Below are 18,371 nucleotides of genomic sequence, written 5' to 3' on the forward strand. Positions count from 1 at the left end.
ACCACCCGAACCCCCATGCCCGGCGGCGGGCGGTCGCGGAAACAAGCCGCGGCAAGGAGATCACGGTCGACGTGTCACGCTCCGGCGTCGTGGCGGGCGCGGTCGACCTGGTCGCCGACGGCGGCGATCCGGTCGGCCAGGTCGGGGTACGACTCGCGCAGGTACGGGCTCGCGTCGGCGAGCGGGCTGAGCAGGTCGGCGGTGTCGGCGCCGCCGAGCGCGTCGGTGACGTGGTCGATCGAGCGCTGGGCATCGCGGCCCAGGCCGTCCACCGCGCCGACCGCGGCGGCGAGCCTGCGCAGGAGGGCGGCGTTCTCGCGGGCCCAGAGCACGGCCGCCCGGTCGCCGGCACGCCGATCGCGTTCGGCGCGGACCCGTTCCTCCCCGGTGCTCGTCGTCGTGCCGTCCGGGCGCAGCCGCAGGTAGCGCCGCTCGGCGGCCTGCCTGCTGGAGACACCGAGAGCGGGCGCGATCCGCGCCCAACTGATACCGGCGGCGCGCGCCGCCTCGATCAACCGCGGCTCCCACTGGGCCACCTCGTCGCGGATGTGCCGCAGCAGGCTGAGGGCGGCCAACACGTCCTCTCCCCCCGCGGCCTCGTGCCCCGCGACCGCGCTCACCAGGGCCAGATCGGCCACCGCGTCGCCCTCGCGGGACGGACTGCTGCGCAACCGCGAACGCGCGTCGTCTCGATCGTCATCCACAAGACGACAGTCTAGATGCCTGCTACCCGCCAAAGATAGCCGTGTACGTCGTCACTCCGACGACAATGAACTTGTCGTCGTTTGGATTACGTGTTAGAACTGTCGTGCGCGTTGACGACCAGACGACAACACAGGAGGTGGAACGATGTTGATGCGCACCGACCCGTTCCGGGAGTTCGACCGGATCGCCCAGCAGGTGCTGGGAGGCGCTCAGGGGACGTGGTCGCGTCCGACGGCGATGCCCATGGACGCCTACCGCGCGGGTGAGGAGTTCGTGGTCTGCTTCGACCTGCCCGGTGTGGACCCCGACGCCATCGATCTCGACGTCGAGCGCAACGTGCTGACCGTGAAGGCCGAGCGCAGGCCGCAGGAAGGCGCCGAGGGCGCCGAGTTCCAGGTGGCCGAGCGCCCCAGCGGGGTGTTCAGCAGGCAACTGTTCCTGGGCGACACCCTCGACACCGAACGCATCAGCGCCGCCTACGACCGCGGCGTGCTCACCCTGCGCATCCCCGTCGCCGAGCGGGCCAAGCCCCGCAAGATCGCCATCGAGGCCGCGGACGGCGACCGGAAAGCCATCAACGCCTGACCTGCGGCTGCCCGGGCGGTCGAGCGGACGCCCGGGCAGCCGATCCACCCGGCCGCGCGGGAAAGGACACCCTCAACGTGACTTCAGATGCCCTGCACCGCGCCTTGGGCGAGTACCTCGGCGCGGTGGCCGAGGAACTGGGCGTCGGCGCCGAGTCGACCACGGTCGACCTGGACACCCCGCTCTCGGCGTACATCGCGCTGGACACCGAGCTACCGGACCACCCGGGGCGCGACACCGCCCTGCTCTGGGACGAGCGGCACGGCTGGTCGGTCGCGGTCGAGACGCACTCCGGGGAAGACCTCGTGACCGTCGCGCACCTGGCAGCGAACGCGGTCGCCCCCGCTCCCCGCCGGATCGCCAGGTTCCTCGCCGCCGTGGCGCGCGGCGACCGCCGCCGCCCGCAGACCGCGCCTGTGGCCATCCGTGACGTCGACGACAGTGAGAGCCTGCTCGACCAACTGCGCCGCCACCCCATGCGCCGGTCCGACCAGAAGGCCGCCTGAACACCGGGCGGTCGCCTACGCGAGCGGCGAGCGGTCAAGCGTGGCAGGGTGAGGTGGGGCGTTCGCTCGTCGCGCGGAGCGCGTCAGGTACCAGCGCACGGGGGTGATGGGAGTTCGGGTGGCGGTGGACGCGGTCGTGGTCGGCAGCGGGCCGAACGGCCTGGTCGCGGCGAACATCCTCACCGACGCGGGGTGGGACGTCCTGGTGCTGGAGGCCGCCGCCGTGCCCGGCGGGGCCGTGCGCACCGCCGAGCTGACCGTCCCGGGGTTCCGACACGACCTGTTCAGCGCCTTCCACCCGCTGGCCACGGCCTCCCCGGTGCTGGCGGAACTCGACCTCGCCCAGTGGGGGCTGCGGTGGAGCCACGCCCCGGCCGTACTGGCCCACGTCCTGCCCGACGACCGCGCCGTGCTCATCGACCGCGACGTCGAACGCACAGCCGAGTCGGTCGCGCAATTCGCCCCCCGCGACGGCGACGCGTGGCGCGCCCAGTACGACCGCTACCTCCACGTCCGCGACGACCTGCTCGCGGCGCTGCTGCGCCCGTTCCCCCCGGTCCGCGCCGGACTCGGCCTGGCACGGACGCTGGGGGTAGGCGACGCGTTGCGCGCGACCCGCCTGGTGACCATGCCCGTGCGCAGACTCGGCGAGGAACTGTTCGACGGCGAAGGCGCCCGGGTCCTGCTCGCGGGCAACGCCATGCACACCGACCTCGGACCCAACCAAGCCGGCAGCGCCGTCTTCGGCTGGCTGCTGGCCATGCTGGGCCAAGACGTCGGCTTCCCCGTCCCCCAAGGCGGCGCGGGCGCGCTCACCGACGCCCTGGTCGCGCGACTCACCGCGCGCGGCGGACGAATCGAATGCGACCGGCGGGTGACCAAGGTCCTCACCGCCCGGGGCAGAGCGGTGGGCGTGCGCACCGCCGACCACGACATCCGAGCCGCCCGCGCCGTGCTGGCCGACGTCCCCGCCACCGCGCTCTACCTCGACATGATCGACCAAGACCAGCTGCCCACCACCCTGCTGGCGGACATCGGCAAGTTCGACTGGGACGACTCCACCATCAAAATCGACTGGGCACTGTCGACCCCCATCCCGTGGACCGCCGAACAGCCGCGCCGGGCCGGGACCGTCCACCTCGGCGTCGACAGCGACGGCCTGGTCGCCGTCGACGCCGACCTGGGCCGCGGCCGTGAGCCGGGGAACCCGTTCCTGCTGCTCGGCCAGATGACCACCGCCGACGCGACCCGCTCCCCCAAGGGCACGGAATCCGCCTGGCTGTACTCGCACGTGCCCCGCGGCGGGGACTGGCCGCGCGAGCGCCTGGAGCAGTGGGCGGCCAAGGTGGAAGCCATCGTCGACCGCCACGCCCCGGGCTTCCGGGACACCATCGCGGGTCGGGTCGTCTCCGGACCCGCCGACCTCCAGCGGTCCAACCCCTCACTGGTCGACGGCGCCATCAACGCGGGCACGGCGGGCATCCACCAACAGCTGGTCTTCCGCCCCACCCCCGGCCTGTCGCGCGCGGACACCGTCGTCGAACGCCTGTTCCTGGCAGGTGCGTCCGCGCACCCCGGCGGGGGCGTCCACGGCGGCGCCGGGGCGAACGCGGCCAAGGCCGCCCTAGCGGCTAACGGGTGGTACGGCCCCGCCTACCGGTCGGTCATGCGCGGCCTGCACCGCGCCCTCCACCGCTGACGCGCGGCCGGGTCAGCAGCTTGTGCGCCGCGACGAGCACCCGGTCCGGCAACACCCTGCCGAGCAGCACCTGTGCCTTGACCAGCAACGACCCGGTGACCACCTGGGCGCGTCCCGCCATCATGGCGGCGAACCCGGCGCGCGCCACCTCGGCGGGATCGACCTTGGGCCCGGCGCCGATCGGGGTGTCGAGCTGGCCGGAACGCCGGAAGAACGCGGTGTCGGTGGGACCGGGCATCAACGAGGTCACCGTCACCCCGGTATTCGCCACCTCGGCCCGCAGCGCCTTCGCGAAGGACTGCACGAACGACTTGGACGCGTTGTACACCGACTGGTACGGGCCGGGGGCCAGCGCCGCGATGGACGAGGTGAACAGCACCCGTCCGTGCGCGCGTCCGAGCATCCCCGGCACCAGCGACTTGGCCAGGTGCACGGTCGAGCGGACGTTGAGGTCCACCACGGCGAGCTGTTCGTCCACCGTGGATTCCTCGGTGAACTCGCCGCCGACACCCGCGCCCGCGTTGAGGGCGAGCGCGGTCAGCGCGCCCATCTCCCCCACTCGCGCCACGAGCGCTTCGACCTCAGCGGGCACGGTGAGGTCGGCCCGCACCCCCACCACCCGGCTGCCGGGTCTGGAAAGCCGGTGAGCGGCGTCGACGACCTCGGGTTCGTCAGCCACCAGCACCACGTCGAAGTCGTGTTCGGCGAACTCGCGGGCCAACTCGAACCCGATTCCGGTTGACGCGCCGGTGACCAGTGCCAACGGCGGCGGGATGCTCGACAGCACCAGGGGCCCGCTCAGTCGGACCGGCGAACGGCCAGGTCGGTCAACCTCGCCAACGCCTCACGGTTGCGCGGCACCAGCAGCGCGTCCAGCAGGCGGTCGGGGAGCGCGGAGAACGGCCCGCGACGCACCTGTTCCACCATGGTGACCTCCGTGTCCCCGTCGACCGCGGCGAGCTCCAAGCGCACGAGCGCGGACCCGGCGGGCCACAACCGCGCCTCCAGCTCCAACACCTCCCCCGCGCGCGACTCCCGCACCTCGGTGCTGTCGTGGATGAGCAACGGCCACGCACCCACGCTGTGGTGGATCCGGGCCCCGACCGCGGGCCACCCGGAATCCACGCTCCGGATGTGCGACGCCCCCACCACCCAGGACGCGTACATCCAACCGTCAGCGAGAACCGCCCAGACAACATCGGGCGAAGCGGATATCCGCGCGTGCACCGTGGCCATGCCGGACGAGTACCCGGCGGGCTTTCGCGGCAACCCCGGCTCGGGCGCCAAGTGCGGACGCGGCGGAGGCGTGGTTCGAAGTCCTGGCAGTTCGGGGCATGCGCTCGGTGTCGCGCCCATCCCCGCGATCCGAGGGAACGCGGCTCGGTGGTGCGGCTCAGTCGAGGCTAGCGAGGAGGTCGGCCAGGCCGCTGCGGCGTGCGCGGGTGGTGACGGCAGCGTGGTCCGCGTACACCTGGGGCGTGTGGCGCAGGCGGCGCCAGAGTTCGTGGTCTTCGCCCGTATTGCCGGTGGGGAAGCCGCCCGCGGTGTCGTAGGTGTCGGCGCGGATGCCGAGGTTGGCGCCGTAGGACGTTGCCGTGGCCTTCGGGTAGGCGGGCGGAGTCCAGGACCTGGGCGTAGGCGAGCATTCCGGCCCGGGAGAGTCCCAGCCGGGTGGTCGAGGTGGGCGGCGCCCGCGACCGCTCGGGCGCCACGGGTGGCCAGGCGCACGTGCGCGGTGATCCAGTCGGCGGGGACGGTGGTGTCGGTGGTGTCGGCGTCGGTGGACAGGAGCCAGGTCGCACTCCGGGCGGGATGCCCCAGGAAGGCGCGGGCGCGGCGCAGTCCCAGGTCGTGCAGAGCGCCTAGCGGTCGGTCGGTGCCGTTGGTGATGACGACCGCGGGTCGGCGACACGGCCGTGCTTGTGCCCCGGCGGGGTGAACGGGGCCGCGCGCGGTGAGGGCGCGGCCTCAGGCGGCGGTGAGGTCGGCGGGGCCGTCCACGGTGATCGCGTCGACGCCGAACAGGCGCGCGGTGTCGGCGTAGGAGATGTCGGGCAGGGATGGGGACTGCTCGAACTTCGGGGCGCCGCCCATCGCGCGCAACTCCCAGGTGACCTGGTTGAGGTCGTTGTTGTGGAACACGCGGACCACGAGTGTCGGTAGCGGGTGATGGTCATGAGTTCGGCGAGGCAGTCGGCGACACCTCGGGCGCCTTGACCCACCAGGATCGCGACCTTCTCCACCGCGGTGAGCACGTCCGCCGCGCAGGTGATGGCGTCGGCGGCGGCGACCAAGCGGGGGTGGACGCGGGCGGGTGGGCTGGACGGGACCTGTTTGAACTCGTGCGTCGGCGGCGTGTGCTCCGCCTCTTGCAGGTCCGCCGGAACGATCGGCACCGTCGGAGCCCGCATCCCCGCCGCGGTGCGCATCGCGCGGTCCAAGGCGCTGGGCAGTTGCTCGGCGACGTTGACCTCGACCAGGAACTCACTGGCCACGTCCCGTTGATGCCGTCCCCCGGAACCGCGCACCGGCCGGGAAGCTTCCGCGAAGCGACATGGCCTGAACCGACGTCACCGCGCCCGGCACGGTGAGATCCACTCAGGACTGTGCCGGTCACCGGAACACGGTGGCGCCGCGGGGAGCCGACGTCAGGCGACGCGGGTTCATCCCAGGTGTTTCTCGGCCCCCCGGTGACCGAGTTTGTGGTTGCCGTCGCAGAGCGGTGCGATCGCGGATCGTCCGCACCGGCACAGCGCCATCGTCGCCCGGTTGCGGTCCACGACGGCGCCGTCCTGGGTGTGGATCTCGAAGTCGCCCCGGACGAGCAGGGGGCCGTTGTCGTAGACGGTCACGGTCGCCGCCGGTTCTGGAGCCATGGAGGCGGAATACCCGGCCCTGCCCCACCACACACGTGGTGTTCACGACTGATCGGTTCCGATTGGACTCGTGGTCGTTCGGGTAGTCGTCGGGCACTTACCTTGGCCCGAGGAGTTCTCATGCGCGTCCCCCACACCCGCGGCGAGCTCAGCGCCGCGGTGATCAGAGCCTTTCGGGAGCCGGGGAGCCCCTTCCCCACCGTGCGGGTCGACGACCCCTGGCGCGACGCGGACCTGCAGCTCGCCCTGTGGATCTGCTACGAGTTGCACTACCGGGGATTCGACGAGGTGGACCCCGACCTCGCTGATGACCTCGATCTCCTGGCGTTCCGCCGACAGCTGGAACAACCGTGGCACGAGGCCCTGCGTGACCTCGTTCCGCACCGGTCGACGACCCATGAGCGGGTCCCCGAGGCGTTGGCGGAGCTGGTCGCCGCCGATGACGGGCCGCCGCTGGCGAGCTTCCTGCAACGCGGAGCGACACTGGAGCAGTTCCGCGAGTTCGTCGTCCAGCGGTCGATCTACCACCTCAAGGAAGCCGACCCGCACAGCCTGGCCATCCCCCGCCTCGAAGGCCAGGCGAAGGCGGCCATCATCGAGATCCAAGCCGACGAGTACGGCGGTGGCCGACTCTCCGACATGCACTCGGAACTGTTCCGCGCCACCATGCGCGCCCTCGACCTCGACGACCGCTACGGCCACTTCATCGACCAAGCGTCCGGGGAGACGTTGGCGGTCAACAACCTCATCTCCTTCTTCGGCCTGCACCACCGCTGGACCCCGGCCCTGCTCGGTCACCTGGCGGCGTTCGAGATGACCTCGTCGCTACCGAACCGCCGCTACGGCAACGGGTTGCGCCGACTCGGATTCGACCAGGCGGCGACCCGCTTCTACGACGAGCACGTCGAGGCTGACGCGGTGCACGAGCAGATCGCCGCGCACGACCTGTGCGGCTCCTACGCCAGGCAACACCCCACCGCGGCCGCCGACATCGTGTTCGGCGCGGCTTGCGCCCTCGCCGTGGAAGCGAACTTCGGCCACCACCTGCTCCAGCGGTGGCAGGCTCCGCCCGCGTCCCTGGCGAGCTGACCTCGTGCTCAGGGGACGGTGCGCAACCGGGGGTAGGTGACCCGCACGGTGAGCAGTCCGGTGATCTCCAATGCCCGGTGCACCGAACCCGCAGGCTGCGGGTGAGACTCATCCAACTCCCAGCGGACGCCGAAGGGTGCCGTTGCGTGCCGGCGGGGCCGGGCCTGGCGCGAACGTGAACGGGACTTCGGACGAGCGGGGGGCGCCTACGTCGGGGTGAATCGGACGACGAGCAGGGCGACGTCGTCGCGGGGTGGTTCAGCGCCCAAGAGCGCGTCGGTGACCTGGGCGCAGACAGCGGCGGGGTTGTCGTGGGTGAGGTTGTCGAGGAGCTGGTCAAGGTAGGGGTCGAGGGGCTGGCCGGGTCGTTCGACGAGGCCGTCGGTGTGGAGGGCCAAGACGCTTCCCCGCGGGAGGGCGACGACGGTGTCGCGGCGTGAGTCCGAGGCCGATGGGCAGGTCGGGGGGCGCGGTGAGCAGGGCGCTGCGCAGGCGGCCCATGACGACCGCGGCGGCCAGGCCGTGGCCGGTGACGTCACCGATGACGATGCCGAGGCGGTCGCCGGGCAGGGAGAAGACGTCGTACCAGTCGCCGACCACCGCCATCGAGGTGCCGGGGATGTAGCGGGCCGCGAACGCCAGACCGGGGACGGCCGGGAAACCTGGTGGGCAACAGGCTGCGCTGGAGCGCGGTCGGCGTTGCTGATATCGGCTTGGGTGGCCTGGGCGATCCGATCCGCGACCAAGTGCAGCAGGTGGCTGTCGTCGGGGGTGAACCGGCGCGGGGTCAACGACCCGACGTGCGGCACGCCGACCAGGTCGCCGCCCGCGAGCAGCGGGACACCGAGCAGCGCTCGCAGGCCCCGACGCCACAGCAGTGAGTTGACCACGGTGGTGGCGTCGACGCGGTCGAGGATCACCGGGGTGCGGGCAGCGGCCACCCGCCCGGCGAACCCAGCGCCCAGCGGGATGGTGATCCCGTGTCCGACCTGCTCGTTCATGCCGACCGAGGCTCCGACGGTCAGCACCTCGGCAGCGGTGTCGTAGAGCAGCACCGAGGCGGCGTCGACCTCGAACAGCTCCTGGATGCGGGCCAAGACCGCGCGCAGGAACTCCTCCAGGTTCATGTGCCGCAGGCCCACATCGGTCACGGCTCGAAGCGGCGGGTCCGCGGGCACTTTCCCGTTCGACGGGCGGAGACCTGGCCTAGAACACCGCACTGCCCGCGGCACCGATCCCGCCGAGCCTCCGCAGGCCGGGCAAGGTGTGCTTGCCCATCGCTTCCCTCAGGGTCCCGCTGGTGACACCGCCCTGATCCGTTCCACTCTGAACACACGGTCGGCCTCCCGCATGTGGCACCACGCCAGAAGGAACGGCCCGTCCCATCCAGTCGGCGTGATGGTGCGGGTGGAGGACTCGCCCTTCCCGTCGACGTAGTCGATGCGCACGTCGGACTGCCCGTCGATAGCTCCCACCAGCAACGCCACCGCCTCCTCCGACAACATCGGGTTCCGTCCGCGCACGATCTGCGTCGTGGACGACCCGTCCGACCCCAGGTCGGGGAGGTCCACCGCCTCCGGCTCCACCTGTTCCACCTGGGCGGCCACTCGTGCCTTCCGCGGCCGCCGGACGATCACACTCCCGGATGGCGGATCGTCGACCACTTCGAATCCTTCCGCCCGCAATTGCGCGACCACCTCCGACGGCGCCATCGCACTCCCCGCCACAGTCGGCGCCAACTCCGCGAACCCGGGCAACCGCACCACCTCCGTGATGACATTCGCCTCCGCCACCACGCAGCACCTCACCTCCCGCAACCGCACCTGCCCTCGCCCGCGTTCTCCCAAAAGCACCCGCAGCGCCAACGGCACGTTGTGCTGTGTCAGCTCGTTCAAGGAGGCCAGCAAAGAGCCTTCGGTCCACCCCTGGGCGAACGCCGCCCGGACGCTCGCCGTGGTGAACCGCCACACCCGCGCCCCGTCCTCTACCGAGCTCTCCGCGGAAGCCTCCAGCACTCGCGCGGCCTCGACCGTCATCTGCCCGAACACCACAGCCTTCAGGTCGTCCATCACCTCCACCTCGCACCGCATCGGCACCACCACCTCGGCCACCGAAGCGGCCAGCGCCTCCGTATCGCCCGCGGACAACAACGCCTCCCCACACGCACTCAGCGCGGTCCCCGCTACCACCCCCACCATCGTCGCCTCGCGGACAACCCCAACAGCGTGCTGATGCACCGCCGGGCAGAACCAATAGGCCGCATCAGCGACCGCTTCGACCGACACCCCGCCCCGTCCCGCCCGCAGCACCGCCCATCGCGCTGCCCGAGAATGCGACGACTCGACCTTGGACCCCGCCGCGCTCCGCCGGGCAGTCGGGGAGTGCGACAACCAGAACCAGGCCCACGCCAGCTCCGCCCACTGCCTGGCAGGCGTTGCCTCCCGCCACCGCTCATACCGCGCGGTGACCTCGAACGCTGTCCCGACCTGCGCCAACAACCCAGCCGCGAACAGCAGGTCCAACACCAGCAACAGGTAGTCGTCATCCAGACCGAGAGCCGCCCCCCACCGTTTCCGCTCCTGGACCCCGACCCCACCCCGTCGCAACCCCACGATCGGCTTGCTCGTATCCAACAGCGCATAGGCCACCCGCAGCAGGTGCTGCACCGAAGACCGCAGCTCACCGTCCGCACCGCGCCGACCAGGCTCAACCGCGGGCGGTCCGGTCACCTCCATGTGACCGTTCGCTCGCTTCCACTGCGCCGACACCGGGGAGACCAGACACACGACCTCCCCATCCGGCCACGCCACCCCGACCCGCCGCAACTCGCCCAGCGCCGACCGGACCGCGTCCCTGCGACCCCCGGTCAACGCCGCCACAGCGTCAACGGTGGCCTCGGACCCCAAGCCTGCCGCGGCCCGCCCCGCCGCCACCGCATCCCGGCTCACCAACCGCACCGCGGCCAAGGACCCGCGACCGCTCAGTCGTTCCGCAAGCGCCCCGGGCCCATCGGGCACCGGCGCCGTCCGCACCTCCGGCCGAACCCGCAACAACTCAGCCAACTCCACCCGGTCCATCCGACCGAGGTACCGCGCGAACGAACCGGTGTCCATACCAGGCATTCTGCCCAGAGCCAGGTTCTCGCGTGGCCCGGACGGGCGACCAGGCCGGTGCCGCTACGACAAACACACCCCACCGCAGTCGCCTGGACCTGTACCGCCTGCTCGCGTGCAACAACGGCACAGGTTCCGCAGATGATCGATGCGACAAGGCCGCGCACAGGGAGGTGAGTCCGGACGCGGTGGAATCGCGGGACATAGTCGAAGTGCGGGACGAGGATGACCTGGCTCTCCTCGTCGCGACCGCCGAGGAGGAGGGTGTCCGCGTCGAGGAAGTCGGGTTCGCTGCCTGGGATCCCACCGCCTACGCCGAGGTGATCGGCGCGTTGTTCGCGGTGAACCTGGTCGTGGAAAGATGGCGGGAGCGGCGACTCGGTGGGCAGGTCATCGATCTCCGGACCGGGTCGGACAAAGTAGTCCACCGCAGTCGTGGCGCGTTCTTGAAGACGGCCGGGTGGAGATCGAGGCACGCGAAGCCAACAACCAAGCCACCGAATTCGTCGAGCGCCTGCTCTCCCTCTTTGCCGGACGCGGAGAGGTTGGTACTGTCGACGCGGTCGCACCGCTGGCAAAGTCCGTCTTCGGCAATGACGCCGCACTGCGTATCGAACGCAGCGAATCGAGGCCAGGCGCTGAAGACGTGGCGAGTGAGTGAAGTACCCCGGACTACCCCCTGCCGGAAGTGACGACGCGGGGTGGGTGCGGGCAGGATCCGACCTGACCGCCGCTGAACAACTGTTGTCCCGCAACAGCGGAACCGTCGTCGAGGTCGTGCGGTTGGCCGAAGTGCTGATACGCATGGCAGGGCCGCTGACTGCCGGGCCGTGCTGAGCGCGTCCACACCACGCGACGACGAGGTGCCGCTGGCGCATGAGCCCTTTCGGCCGTGGTCGTGGCACGGACATGTTGCACGACGTTGCGCGGTATTCCCCGTCGCGGGCACGCCGTCGCAGGTCAGAACGCGCGATGTCGCAGCCCACCTCCGCAGACGCGGGGCGGACGTCGTTCGCTGGAGGGATGTCACCAAGGCCCACCCGGGGTCCTGCGACGTCGCGATCGCCGCGCAGAACAGCGGGTTGCACAAGCTCACCGAGCCGGTCCTGGTGATGGCGCACGGGGCGTTGCGGGACAAGGTCGCGCCCGTCCGGGCCGGGGCCGGGAAGCAGACCGAATCACACCGGTACGGCACCAGCGCGCAGGACACCGTCCACGCCGGTCGCGCCATCGCGGTTCGGCAGTTGTTGGCGCACGACGACCAAGTCGCCGCCTACAACGGCCACCACGAGGCCGTGCGAGAGTCGCTGCGTGTGGTCGGCGATCCCGTCGTCGACCAACTGTTGGCGGAACTGCACCTGCGCGCCGAGCACCGAGCCGCGCTGGGAGTCCGCCCCGACCAGCGGCTGGTCCTGGTGACCTCGACCGGCTGCGCGCACAACCTGTGGCTGGACCAGCCGGGGTTGATGCGCAGGCTCGTCACAGAACTCCCATCCGACCGGTACCGGGTCGTCGGCGTGCTGCACCCGAACATCTGGCACAGCTACGGCAAGCAGGTCGAGCACGTGCTGCACGACGCGCTGTGATCAGGTCTGCGCCTGGTACCCCCTGACCAGGACTGGCCCGTGGTATCGATCGCGGCCGACTACATCATCGGCGACCAGGGCTCGCCCTTCCAGTACGGGACCATCACCGGTGCCGCGCTGCTCAAGGCAGGCTTCCACGACCCCCTGGTGGCACCAGGGTCGGTGCGCAGCAGGTTGGGGGCCGCCGTGCCGGAGCCGGTACCGGACCGCCCTCTCGAAGAACAGTTGCTCGAAGCGGCCGACCAAGAGGTCCGCGCCGCTACGCGGGCTTCGGGCACCTGCTCAGCTCGCAGCCGGGTCGATTCGCGGCGAACCTTCGGCGCGAGGTGTACGTGGTGCTCCATCTGCCGGAGCCGTCGACGGCGGCGGTCCTGCCGCGGCTGCGACCACCGGAGCTGATCAGCTACCGGTGAGTCGGCGGCGGATCCGTTCGGCCAAGGGGCTGCCCGTGGACTCGTACAGCTCCGCGGCCCGCTCAAGGTGCCGTCGGGCCGACTCGTCGGTCCGCATCGCCGTCGCCACCGCGCAGAGTTGTTCGTGGATACGTGCCTGTTCGTACTTGGCGTCCAAGTCCACCATGACCCCCAGCGCCGCGGAGAGGATTCTCCGCGCTTCGGCAGGCTCGCCGGCATTCAAGCGCAGGGAACCCAGCTCGAGCGACGCACGAGCCTGGTTGTACCGGTCACCGATCTCGGCGAAAACCGTCCTCGCCCGGTCGAGGTGTGGGATCACGTCGGAGTCGTCCCCCAGAGCGATCAAGGAGCGGGCGACGTTCACGTGGGTGAGCGCCGCTCCGCGTTGCTCACCACGGGCGATCTGCGCCCGTGGCGCTTGTTGGTAGTGGTCAATCGCCTCTCTGGACCGCCCGAGGCCGTGAAGTGCGAGACCCAGGCTGTTGAGAGCGCTGGCGACGCCCACCTCGTCACCGGATTTCCGGCATAGCTCAATCCCCTCGCGGAAGCACAGCTCCGCCTGCCCGAACTCACCCGGCCCATGGTGGCCTAGGCCCAATGCCGGTCGGTTAGGTGGTTTCGGCTGGTCGGCGGCGGTGTCGGGTCTTGCTGGGCGGGGTGAGGGTGATGTTCGAGTGAGGTGGTCGGCTGTTTCGGAGTTGTTGTCGGTGTCGTGCGCGTTTGACCGGGAAGTTGCTCATTTTCCGTTTGATCACCCGCGGGTAGCTCCGGTGGCGGCGTTCCGGGTTGATCTCGCTGCCGACCTCGATCAGCAACATCCGATAGTGGTCATCGCTGTGCGTGAGGGGGGAAAGATCCCGGCGCCCAGATACGGGACCGGATGACGCGTACCGTGTTTTTGTGTGAGATCCGATCAGGATCGAGCTTCGCGTGATCGGCGGCGTCGACCTGCACACACATCGTGGCGTAGTGCACCGCCAGATGCGCCCAGAACTCCTGCCGTACCCCGTCGGGCGATTTCGACCGGAAGATCTTCTCGGTATTGAGTTGGACACTCTTGATCTGTTTGAGGAAGCCCTCGATGTCCCACCGTTCGTGATAGAGCGCGGCCAGTTCCTTCGCGGGCGCCAGAAGCGGGTCCAGGATCGTGGTCACCAACCGATACACCTCCTCCGTCCACGGCAATCGGTACTCGATCAGCCGTAGCCGGAAAGATGGTTGGCCCGAACTCCTCGGCGGGGTGATCTCGGCGATACAGGAACCGTCCGATAGTGTCTCCACCGGCCGTGGGGCGAGGTTCGCGGTCACTCTCCACAGCAGGTCGGCGCCGGTATCCACGGCCTTGGCCCAGCGACGGGACGAGTAGATGTGCCGGTCGGCCAACACCAGCATGCCCGGCCGCAATGAAGAGAACATCTCCTCGATCAACATCGTTTCCGCGGCGGCATAGCCATCCATCCGGGCATCGAATACCGCGTGGGTTCCCAACTCGACCACACACGCCGCTTGAATCTGAGGATACGCCGTCTTTCCCTCGCCGCGCCCTGAACCGGGTCGCCCGAACTCGCGATCGTTCTCCTCGGTATCCGGCACCGTGAACGTCGTCCCGTCAACCGCCGTCAACAACCAATCCCCATACCACGCGCCTATCGTCTCCCGGCACGCTCTCGGTCGTATCACCGCCCGCACCGCGGTCTCCATCGGCTCCGAACCCAGACGACGACGAGCATCACCGATCGAACCGGTCGTCGGTACCCGATAGCCCTGCCCTCCACGACCGAACGCCGACATGAGAATCTTCATCGTCGACCGGTACGACTCGTTCGGGAAAAGACACAAAGCAAGCGTGAAATAGAAGACCAACCGAGCAGGCAATGCGCGGGTCCGCTGTTCCCGACGCCAATACTGGTCAATGACCCGATCGACCAACTCCACCGGAAACGTCCGAGTCAGCACACCAACCGCAGCCCGGTCGGCCAGACCGCCGCCCTCGCGCACACCCAACCCAAGATCCACCACCGCAGGCTACAGCCCCGCCATGACCTAACCGACCGGCATTGCGCCTAGGCCGGCATCGCGGTCCCCTCGGGGAAAGGGGTCCCGGGCTCCTGGTCGAGCAGCACCGCCGGGTCGCCGAAGTTGATGATCCGGTAGAAGTCCTGCAGGTACTGGTAATCGCTGGCGAACAGCCCCTCGACGATCCGGGTGTTGACCCGACCGAGGTCGCCGAGTTCGGTGATCACCCGCGACAGCACGATCACGGTCACGAACGCCTCGTTGTCCTTGACCCTGGGGTCGCGCAGCGGCTCCACCTCGTCGCGCGCGCAGGCCAGCCGCATCACGCCTTCGCGGTGCAGCGTGCCGTCGTCGTCGAGGTAGCCCTTGGGCAGGGTGAACGGGTACTCGGTGCTCAGGCTCATTTGCGCACGAGCCCTTCGTGGGTGATGACGACCTTCTCCGTCGCCACGTCGTTGGCGCCCGCGTCGAAGTCGGCGCCGGACAGCTTGGACGGCCAGCCGTTGGTGAAGTCCCAGCGGGCGACCTCCTCCATCTTGGAGTTCTTCGCCACGATCGACCCGTGCCGCCGGGCCTTGTCGATGTCGCCGTCGATGACCTGCTTGCGCCACTCCCACAGCATGTTCGTGCTGTCGATGCGGCGTTCCAGGGTGATGTCGGCCCACTTCATGTTGCCCGGCTGCTTGCGGATGATCGTGCGGCCCTCCTTGTTCACCTCCTTGAACTCGATGACCTCGGTCTCGGACTCGATGCCGGAGACCTTGCGGAAGCTGCCGACCTCGACGCTGTCGATCTCCAGCACGAAGACGGCGGTGGTGGTCAAATCGGGCATGGGTGCGCCTCCCCGGCCTGGTTAATCGGTGGTCTCCGCGCCGCCCTGCCACTGGCTGGTGCGGAAGATGACGAACTCGGCGGGCTTCACCGGGGCGAGGCCGACGTCCACGACCAGCCGTCCGTCGTCCACCGACGCCACGGGGTTGTTCGATTCGTCGCAGGCGACGAAGTACGCCTGCTCCGGTGTCGCGCCGACCAGCGCGCCCCGCATCCACAACTGGTTGAGGAACGCGCCGACGGTGCGGCGGACGCGGGCCCACAGGTCCGGGGTGTTCGGCTCGAACACCACCCACTGGGTGCCGCGGCGGATGGACTCCTCGATGAAGATGAACAGCCGCCGCACGTTGATGTAGCGCCAGCTCTGGTCCACCGAGGCCAGCGTGCGCGCGCCCCACACGCGCAGGCCGTTGGCGCCGAACGAGCGGATGCAGTTGACCTGGTTGGGGTTGAGCAGGTCCTGCTCGCCGGTGGTCACGTCCGCGGCGAGGCGCGCGATGCCGCGGCACACCTCGTTCGCGGGCGCCTTCCACACCCCGCGCGCGGTGTCGGTGCGCGCCCAGATCCCGGCGACGTGGCCGCTGGGCGGGACGGTGACGAACCGGTCGGCGGGGGTCGCGCCGGGTCGGGCGAGCGGGTTGGCCACGACCAGGTGCGGGTAGTACGCGGCGCCGAAAGCGCTGTCACGGGCCAGGTCCTTGCGCCACTGGAGCGCGCCCTCGGCGTTGAGCCCCGGCGGGGCGTCGAGGATCGCCATCCTGGTGCCGCTGTTGGCGCACCAGTCGACCAGCCTGCCTTGGGCGGTGATGTAGAGCTCGGCGTCGAAGGACCCGTCGGCACGGGTGGCGATGGTGACCAGGTCCGGGACCGCGACCATCGAGACGTCCTCGGCGACCGCCAACCCCTGGTACCCGGTGCGTTTCGTCTCGGAACCCTCGAACTCCGACGGCGCCACGGCGGTCGCGGTCGGCGCGGGGGTGAGCTGGTAGCGGCCGGGGGCGGGCGCGCGGTCGGCCAGCGAGACGCCGGGGGTGTTGCGCACCTCGACCCGGATCAGGGTGGACTTGTCGTTGACGACCTTCTCCACCCCGCGCTGGCCCTTGCCCACGCTGACCCCGGGGAACTCCTCGGCGACCCGTCCGTCGACGAGCACCCGGAGCGTGAAGTCCTGGCCCGCGCCGTCCGGCCCGGCCTCGGCGACGGGTTCCACGGCCACCTCGTAGGTGGCCGCCGCGCCGATGACCTCCACCGACAGCGACTCGAGTTCCGCGTTGCCGGAGGCGGGCAGCGCGCGGCGGGGGGCGCCGTTGCCGTCGGGGCGCGGGATGCGCACGACGTAGCAGACGCCGCCGCCGTTCTCGAAGAAACCCCGTACCGCCAACGGGAGCAGGATGCCGGGGGCGCCGCCGGGGTGGCGCACAATGATCATCATGACCAACGGGGGATGGGGCGGCTACGGCTGGCACGGGTGGCAGGACGTCAGCGAGATCCGGAGGCTGTTGGCGGCGGGCGCCAACCCCGACGAGAGCACGGCCTGGTACCTACCGCCGCTGCACTCGGCCGCCGAGTGGGGAACCGCGCCGGTCGTGGCCGAACTCGCGGCCCGGGTCCACGACGTGGACGCACTGGCGGAGGGACGCACCGCGCTGTGGCAGGCCGTCGCCGCCAACCGCCCGGACAACGCGCGCGCGTTGGTGGCCGCCGGAGCCGACCCGCGACGGGACATGATGTCCGGCTGGTCCCCCGCCCGACTGAGCCTCGCGGGCCCCACCCCGGACCTGTTCGCCCAAGGTGGCTCGCTAACCCCCTCGGAGTCCGCGACCATCGCCGAACGACAGCGACTGGTCGCCGCTCTCGACGTGGAGCACATCGAGGGACTGGGCATCGCGTGTGTGGCGGACATCAGCGCCGCCGAGGCGATCCGCAGGCTGGACGCCGAGGTCGTGGAGTGCGACTACGAACAGGTGATGGGCCTGTGGATGGATGATCCCATCGGGGACGACACCATCAACACCATGTGGGTCACCGAGGTGCCGGGCGGGTGCGTGGTCGCGCAGCCGTGGGGGTACGGCCCGCAGATGCCGGTCGTCACCGGGCTCCTGTCGGTGGGCACGGTCTGCTACGGCATGTACGCCAACCCCAAGAGCGGCAACCAAGGCAGCATCATCCGCGACGGCGAGACGGTCGGCTGGGACCTCCATCCCGGTGGCGGTCCGGACGTGCGGGAGGACGTGCTGCTGTCGTACCTGTACTGGCACCACGCCCTGGCCTACTGCTTCGCCTACACCGGCCTCCGCCCCACCGACAGCCGTTCGATCACCGGACCACCCGACACCTGGATCCGCCTCCCCCAGCGCGACTACTGGGCTCGGGAGTAGGGCAGTCCACCCACGGCTCGGGTAGTGTCGTCCCCCGTGACGAAGGTCGTGATCCAGCCGTCTTACGGCAAGCCGGAGACGCGCAGGCACTGGGCCGACACCCTCGACACGCCCGTACCGTTCCACGAGCCGTCCTACTGGGACACCCTGGACCCCGGCGAGCGCGCACGGCTGGAAGACCTGCACCCCGCCGGGAAGGCCCACTTCTGGGGCGCGACGGACAAGCACGACAGGCGGATGGATCTGCTCGAACCCCGGGACGTGGTGCTGCTGACCGGTCAGCGGCACGTGCGGGCCGTCGGCCGGGTCGGGTGCGTGCTGCGCAACCCGGCACTCGCCCGCGCGCTGTGGCGACCGGATCCGCGCGACTGCCTGTGGAGCAACGTCTTCAGCCTGCTGGAGTTCCGCCGGACGTGGATCCCCTACGAGGAGATCTGGGCGTTGCCGGGCTTCACGACCGGGGACAACTTCATGGGGCTGCGCCTGCTCGACGCGACCAAGAGCACCGTGGTGCTGGCCGGCCTGGGCATCGAGCCCGCCGCCTGACGCGGTCACCTCGACCGGATCGCGCGGT

20 protein-coding genes and 3 pseudogenes are annotated in these 18,371 nt (G+C 70.3%); 8 read left to right on the top strand and 15 right to left on the bottom strand.

From position 1 onward, the window contains the following. Positions 1 to 74: 74 nt before the first annotated feature. Complete coding sequence (locus V5P93_RS21550; protein ID WP_245931548.1) at positions 75 to 704, bottom strand: HSP18 transcriptional regulator; 630 nt, start codon at positions 702 to 704, stop codon at positions 75 to 77. Positions 705 to 849: 145 nt separating this feature from the next. Between V5P93_RS21550 and V5P93_RS21555 the strand changes: the two genes are divergently transcribed. From V5P93_RS21555 to V5P93_RS21565, 3 genes are all read left to right on the top strand, one after another. Then, on the top strand, positions 850 to 1,290 hold the full coding sequence (locus V5P93_RS21555; RefSeq protein WP_104481418.1) for an Hsp20/alpha crystallin family protein: 441 nt from the start codon (positions 850 to 852) through the stop codon (positions 1,288 to 1,290). 77 nt (positions 1,291 to 1,367) lie between these two features. Continuing rightward, a complete protein-coding gene (locus tag V5P93_RS21560) occupies positions 1,368 to 1,796 on the top strand; it encodes a DUF6292 family protein (RefSeq protein ID WP_181043719.1) in 429 nt (142 codons plus the stop codon). A 106-nt stretch (positions 1,797 to 1,902) separates the two neighbouring features. Further along, positions 1,903 to 3,495 carry an NAD(P)/FAD-dependent oxidoreductase gene (locus V5P93_RS21565; protein ID WP_104481417.1) on the top strand — a complete coding sequence of 531 codons (1,593 nt, stop codon included), beginning with the start codon at positions 1,903 to 1,905 and terminating at the stop codon, positions 3,493 to 3,495. On the opposite strand, the gene V5P93_RS21570 is transcribed toward V5P93_RS21565, so the two are convergent. From V5P93_RS21570 to V5P93_RS21590, 5 genes and pseudogenes are all read right to left on the bottom strand, one after another. Next, positions 3,461 to 4,282, bottom strand: a complete 822-nt coding sequence (locus tag V5P93_RS21570) for an SDR family oxidoreductase (RefSeq protein ID WP_342752301.1) — start codon at positions 4,280 to 4,282, stop codon at positions 3,461 to 3,463. The two genes, V5P93_RS21565 and V5P93_RS21570, sit on opposite strands and share 35 nt — an antisense overlap. Before the next feature lie 11 nt (positions 4,283 to 4,293). Then, a complete protein-coding gene (locus tag V5P93_RS21575) occupies positions 4,294 to 4,851 on the bottom strand; it encodes an SRPBCC family protein (protein WP_374065059.1) in 558 nt (185 codons plus the stop codon). 612 nt (positions 4,852 to 5,463) lie between these two features. Next, complete coding sequence (locus V5P93_RS21580; RefSeq protein ID WP_219824101.1) at positions 5,464 to 5,637, bottom strand: hypothetical protein; 174 nt, start codon at positions 5,635 to 5,637, stop codon at positions 5,464 to 5,466. 23 nt (positions 5,638 to 5,660) lie between these two features. Beyond that, positions 5,661 to 5,996, bottom strand: a pseudogene (locus tag V5P93_RS21585) (thiamine pyrophosphate-requiring protein); the annotation flags it as partial. A 162-nt stretch (positions 5,997 to 6,158) separates the two neighbouring features. Then, complete coding sequence (locus V5P93_RS21590) at positions 6,159 to 6,371, bottom strand: CDGSH iron-sulfur domain-containing protein (protein WP_104481414.1); 213 nt, start codon at positions 6,369 to 6,371, stop codon at positions 6,159 to 6,161. 120 nt (positions 6,372 to 6,491) lie between these two features. On the opposite strand from V5P93_RS21590, the gene V5P93_RS21595 reads away from it, so the two are divergent. Beyond that, entirely contained in the window at positions 6,492 to 7,460 is a 969-nt protein-coding gene (locus V5P93_RS21595; protein ID WP_104481413.1) for an iron-containing redox enzyme family protein, read from the top strand. A 206-nt stretch (positions 7,461 to 7,666) separates the two neighbouring features. Here the strand turns inward: V5P93_RS21595 and V5P93_RS21600 are convergent, their stop codons facing one another. The 4 genes and pseudogenes from V5P93_RS21600 to V5P93_RS21615 all read right to left on the bottom strand — a co-directional run bounded on the left by V5P93_RS21600 (position 7,667) and on the right by V5P93_RS21615 (position 10,126). Further along, on the bottom strand, positions 7,667 to 7,999 hold the full coding sequence (locus V5P93_RS21600) for a SpoIIE family protein phosphatase (protein ID WP_281261691.1): 333 nt from the start codon (positions 7,997 to 7,999) through the stop codon (positions 7,667 to 7,669). Then, positions 7,977 to 8,066 (bottom strand): annotated as a pseudogene (locus V5P93_RS21605) (hypothetical protein); the annotation flags it as partial. The pseudogene V5P93_RS21605 and the gene V5P93_RS21600, both read right to left, overlap by 23 nt. Before the next feature lie 125 nt (positions 8,067 to 8,191). Continuing rightward, positions 8,192 to 8,587: pseudogene (locus tag V5P93_RS21610) on the bottom strand (GAF domain-containing protein); the annotation flags it as partial. 159 nt (positions 8,588 to 8,746) lie between these two features. Further along, entirely contained in the window at positions 8,747 to 10,126 is a 1,380-nt protein-coding gene (locus V5P93_RS21615) for a helicase-associated domain-containing protein (protein WP_181043717.1), read from the bottom strand. Positions 10,127 to 11,033: 907 nt separating this feature from the next. Here V5P93_RS21615 and V5P93_RS21620 point away from each other — a divergent pair. Both V5P93_RS21620 and V5P93_RS21625 read left to right on the top strand, forming a co-directional pair. Next, on the top strand, positions 11,034 to 11,234 hold the full coding sequence (locus V5P93_RS21620; protein ID WP_146108231.1) for a hypothetical protein: 201 nt from the start codon (positions 11,034 to 11,036) through the stop codon (positions 11,232 to 11,234). 421 nt (positions 11,235 to 11,655) lie between these two features. Then, a complete protein-coding gene (locus V5P93_RS21625; RefSeq protein ID WP_104481411.1) occupies positions 11,656 to 12,159 on the top strand; it encodes a hypothetical protein in 504 nt (167 codons plus the stop codon). 399 nt (positions 12,160 to 12,558) lie between these two features. On the opposite strand, the gene V5P93_RS21630 is transcribed toward V5P93_RS21625, so the two are convergent. From V5P93_RS21630 to V5P93_RS21650, 5 genes are all read right to left on the bottom strand, one after another. Beyond that, on the bottom strand, positions 12,559 to 13,170 hold the full coding sequence (locus V5P93_RS21630) for a tetratricopeptide repeat protein (RefSeq protein WP_104481409.1): 612 nt from the start codon (positions 13,168 to 13,170) through the stop codon (positions 12,559 to 12,561). Positions 13,171 to 13,400: 230 nt separating this feature from the next. Beyond that, complete coding sequence (locus V5P93_RS21635) at positions 13,401 to 14,588, bottom strand: IS4 family transposase (protein ID WP_374065060.1); 1,188 nt, start codon at positions 14,586 to 14,588, stop codon at positions 13,401 to 13,403. A 47-nt stretch (positions 14,589 to 14,635) separates the two neighbouring features. Next, the gene (locus V5P93_RS21640; RefSeq protein ID WP_104479037.1) at positions 14,636 to 14,992 is read right to left on the bottom strand and encodes a hypothetical protein; all 357 of its coding nucleotides are present in this window, start codon (positions 14,990 to 14,992) and stop codon (positions 14,636 to 14,638) included. Further along, the gene (locus V5P93_RS21645) at positions 14,989 to 15,420 is read right to left on the bottom strand and encodes a phage tail protein (protein ID WP_104479036.1); all 432 of its coding nucleotides are present in this window, start codon (positions 15,418 to 15,420) and stop codon (positions 14,989 to 14,991) included. Before V5P93_RS21645 ends, V5P93_RS21640 begins: the two co-directional genes overlap by 4 nt. Positions 15,421 to 15,441: 21 nt before the next feature. Then, positions 15,442 to 16,848, bottom strand: a complete 1,407-nt coding sequence (locus V5P93_RS21650; protein ID WP_374065061.1) for a phage tail sheath family protein — start codon at positions 16,846 to 16,848, stop codon at positions 15,442 to 15,444. Position 16,849: 1 nt separating this feature from the next. Between V5P93_RS21650 and V5P93_RS21655 the strand changes: the two genes are divergently transcribed. Beyond that, positions 16,850 to 17,797, top strand: coding sequence for an ankyrin repeat domain-containing protein (locus tag V5P93_RS21655; RefSeq protein WP_104479084.1), 948 nt, complete (start codon positions 16,850 to 16,852; stop codon positions 17,795 to 17,797). A 36-nt stretch (positions 17,798 to 17,833) separates the two neighbouring features. Beyond that, entirely contained in the window at positions 17,834 to 18,343 is a 510-nt protein-coding gene (locus V5P93_RS21660; protein ID WP_104479083.1) for a hypothetical protein, read from the top strand. Positions 18,344 to 18,371 lie beyond the last annotated feature (28 nt).

Origin of the sequence: Actinokineospora auranticolor (assembly GCF_041897805.1) — a bacterium.
In the GTDB taxonomy this organism is placed as follows: Bacteria; Actinomycetota; Actinomycetes; order Mycobacteriales; family Pseudonocardiaceae; genus Actinokineospora; species Actinokineospora auranticolor.